The 2,500-nt window shown below is 43.6% G+C and carries 3 rRNA genes (2 of these 3 running past the window's edge); all 3 read left to right on the top strand.

Features of this window, described 5'->3' with window-relative positions:
- A 23S ribosomal RNA gene (locus tag QFZ51_RS00035) occupies positions 1 to 467 on the top strand; it begins 2,421 nt to the left of the window's first position.
- Between the two features lie 83 nt (positions 468 to 550).
- A 5S ribosomal RNA gene (rrf, locus tag QFZ51_RS00030) occupies positions 551 to 662 on the top strand.
- 620 nt (positions 663 to 1,282) lie between these two features.
- Positions 1,283 to 2,500 (top strand): 23S ribosomal RNA (locus tag QFZ51_RS00025); it runs 1,670 nt beyond the window's last position.

The raw sequence follows: 2,500 nt of genomic DNA, 5'->3' as shown, positions 1-2,500 counted from the left end.
TCGCTCAAAGGATAAAAGGTACTCCGGGGATAACAGGCTGATCTCACCCAAGAGCTCATATCGACGGTGAGGTTTGGCACCTCGATGTCGGTTCGTCACATCCTGGGGCTGGAGAAGGTCCCAAGGGTTCGGCTGTTCGCCGATTAAAGTGGCACGTGAACTGGGTTCAGAACGTCGCAAGACAGTTCGGTCCCTATCTGTTGTGATCGTTAGTAAATTGAGAGGACATGACCTTAGTACGAGAGGACCGGGTCGTACATACCGCTGGTGTATCTGTTGTGCCGCCAGGTGCAGTGCAGAGTAGCTATGTATGGATAGGATAAACGCTGAAAGCATCTAAGCGTGAAACCTGCTTCAAGATGAGTTTACTTTTAAGGGCCGTCGGAGACTACGACGTTGATAGGTTACAGGTGTAAGGGTGGTAACATCGCAGCCGAGTAATACTAATTGCCCGTAAGCTTTAATTTTTTAAATATTACGTTAAAGAGTCTTAGAATACAACTTTCCCGATATGTTATCTTATTAGTTTGCTGTAAAGCAAAGAAGATCTTATGGTGGTTATGCCGAGGGTGTTCACCTCTTCCCATTCCGAACAGAGAAGTTAAGCCCCTCATGGCCGATGGTACTGCAATATCATGCGGGAGAGTAGGTAGCTGCCATACTTATTAAGAGAAGCCTTGGTGCATTTGCACTAAGGCTTTTTCTTTCTTTAAGAGTAGACGCATCTGCTAAAGAGCAGATAATTTCATAAAGCGTCAGTACATTTTTACTCTAAAGCAATGATCCTCACACGGATTATAAAATTACACTCAGCCATAAGGTTGAAAACAATTTGAAATAAGATTGAAAAATAGTTTGAGAGAAAACTCAAATAGTTTTGTTTGCGAATGATAAAGGGCATATCTTTGCCATCCGCTTCAAAAAAGCTAGTGTTCTTTGTAAAATAGGGGTTTGATTATCGGAGATATTAATAGCACTTTCCCAATAGACAAGTCATTGATACTAAGATAATTAAAGATGCAAAATACTTCAAGAAAGTTTTGGTGATTAAATATAAGATCACTACCTTTGCAACCCCAACACAAACAATACAATACAGAGTATAAGTTCTTATAATAATAACAAGAAGATGTTTGACTAAAGAGTCACGGAGATCGGATCTCACACATCGTCAATAATCACACAAATGAAAGCTCGTAAGAGCAGTCAGTGGTTAAAAGTTCTTTGACATATTGGGAAATGCAAGTTGTATTCAAGATAGTAATATCTAAATACTAAATTTTTTAAAGCGAATAAGAGCGCATGGTGGATGCCTAGGATCTAAGAGGCGACGAAGGACGTGGTAAGCTGCGATAAGCTACGGGGAGATGCAAACGATCGTTACATCCGTAGATTTCCGAATGGGACAACCCAGTACACTGAAGGTGTATTACTCCGTAAGGAGGGCCAACGCAGGGAACTGAAACATCTAAGTACCTGCAGGAAAAGAAAATAAATAATGATTCCCTAAGTAGTGGCGAGCGAACGGGGAAGAGCCCAAACCGGATCGAAGCAATTCTGTCCGGGGTTGTAGGACTACTTTTAGAAAGTCAGATCAAGTTGAATCATCTGGAAAGATGAGCCGTAGCAGGTGATAGCCCTGTAGACAGAAATTCTGATGGACGTGTAGTATCCTGAGTAGTGCGGGACCGGAGGAATCCTGTATGAAACTGCCAGCACCATCTGGTAAGGCTAAATACTCCTTAGATACCGATAGTGAACCAGTACCGTAAGGGAAAGGTGAAAAGTACTCCGAACAGGAGAGTGAAATAGTTCCTGAAACCGTGCGCTTACAAGCGGTCGGAGCTCAGCAATGAGTGACGGCGTGCCTTTTGCATAATGAGCCTACGAGTTACTCCTCACTGGCAAGGTTAAGGTCTTCAGTACCGGAGCCGTAGCGAAAGCAAGTTCTAACAGAGCGAATCAGTCAGTGGGGGTAGACGCGAAACTTTGTGATCTATCCATGGGCAGGGTGAAGGTTAGGTAAAACTAACTGGAGGCCCGAACTCATTAGCGTTGAAAAGCTATGGGATGACCTGTGGATAGGGGTGAAAGGCCAATCAAACTGAGAGATAGCTCGTTCTCCCCGAAATGTTTTTAGGAACAGCCTTGGATATAGACGTATTATAGAGGTAGAGCTACTAATTGGGCTAGGGGGCTTCACCGCCTACCAAACCCTAATAAACTCCGAATGCTATAATATAATCTCCAGGAGTGAGGCTGTGGGCGCTAAGGTCCATGGCCGAGAGGGAAATAACCCAGACTAACAGCTAAGGTCCCTAATGATATGTTAAGTTGATCAAACGCGGTTCAAATCCTAAAACAGCCAGGATGTTGGCTTGGAAGCAGCCATTCATTTAAAGAGTGCGTAACAGCTCACTGGTCGAGGGTTTGGGCACGGAAAATAATCGGGCATCAAACATATAACCGAAGCTTTAGGCCTAGTATGAATGTACTAGAC

This window comes from Chitinophaga sp. W3I9 (assembly GCF_050434025.1).
In the GTDB taxonomy this organism is placed as follows: domain Bacteria; phylum Bacteroidota; class Bacteroidia; order Chitinophagales; family Chitinophagaceae; genus Chitinophaga.
This window is presented reverse-complemented; position numbering and strand designations above follow the sequence as displayed.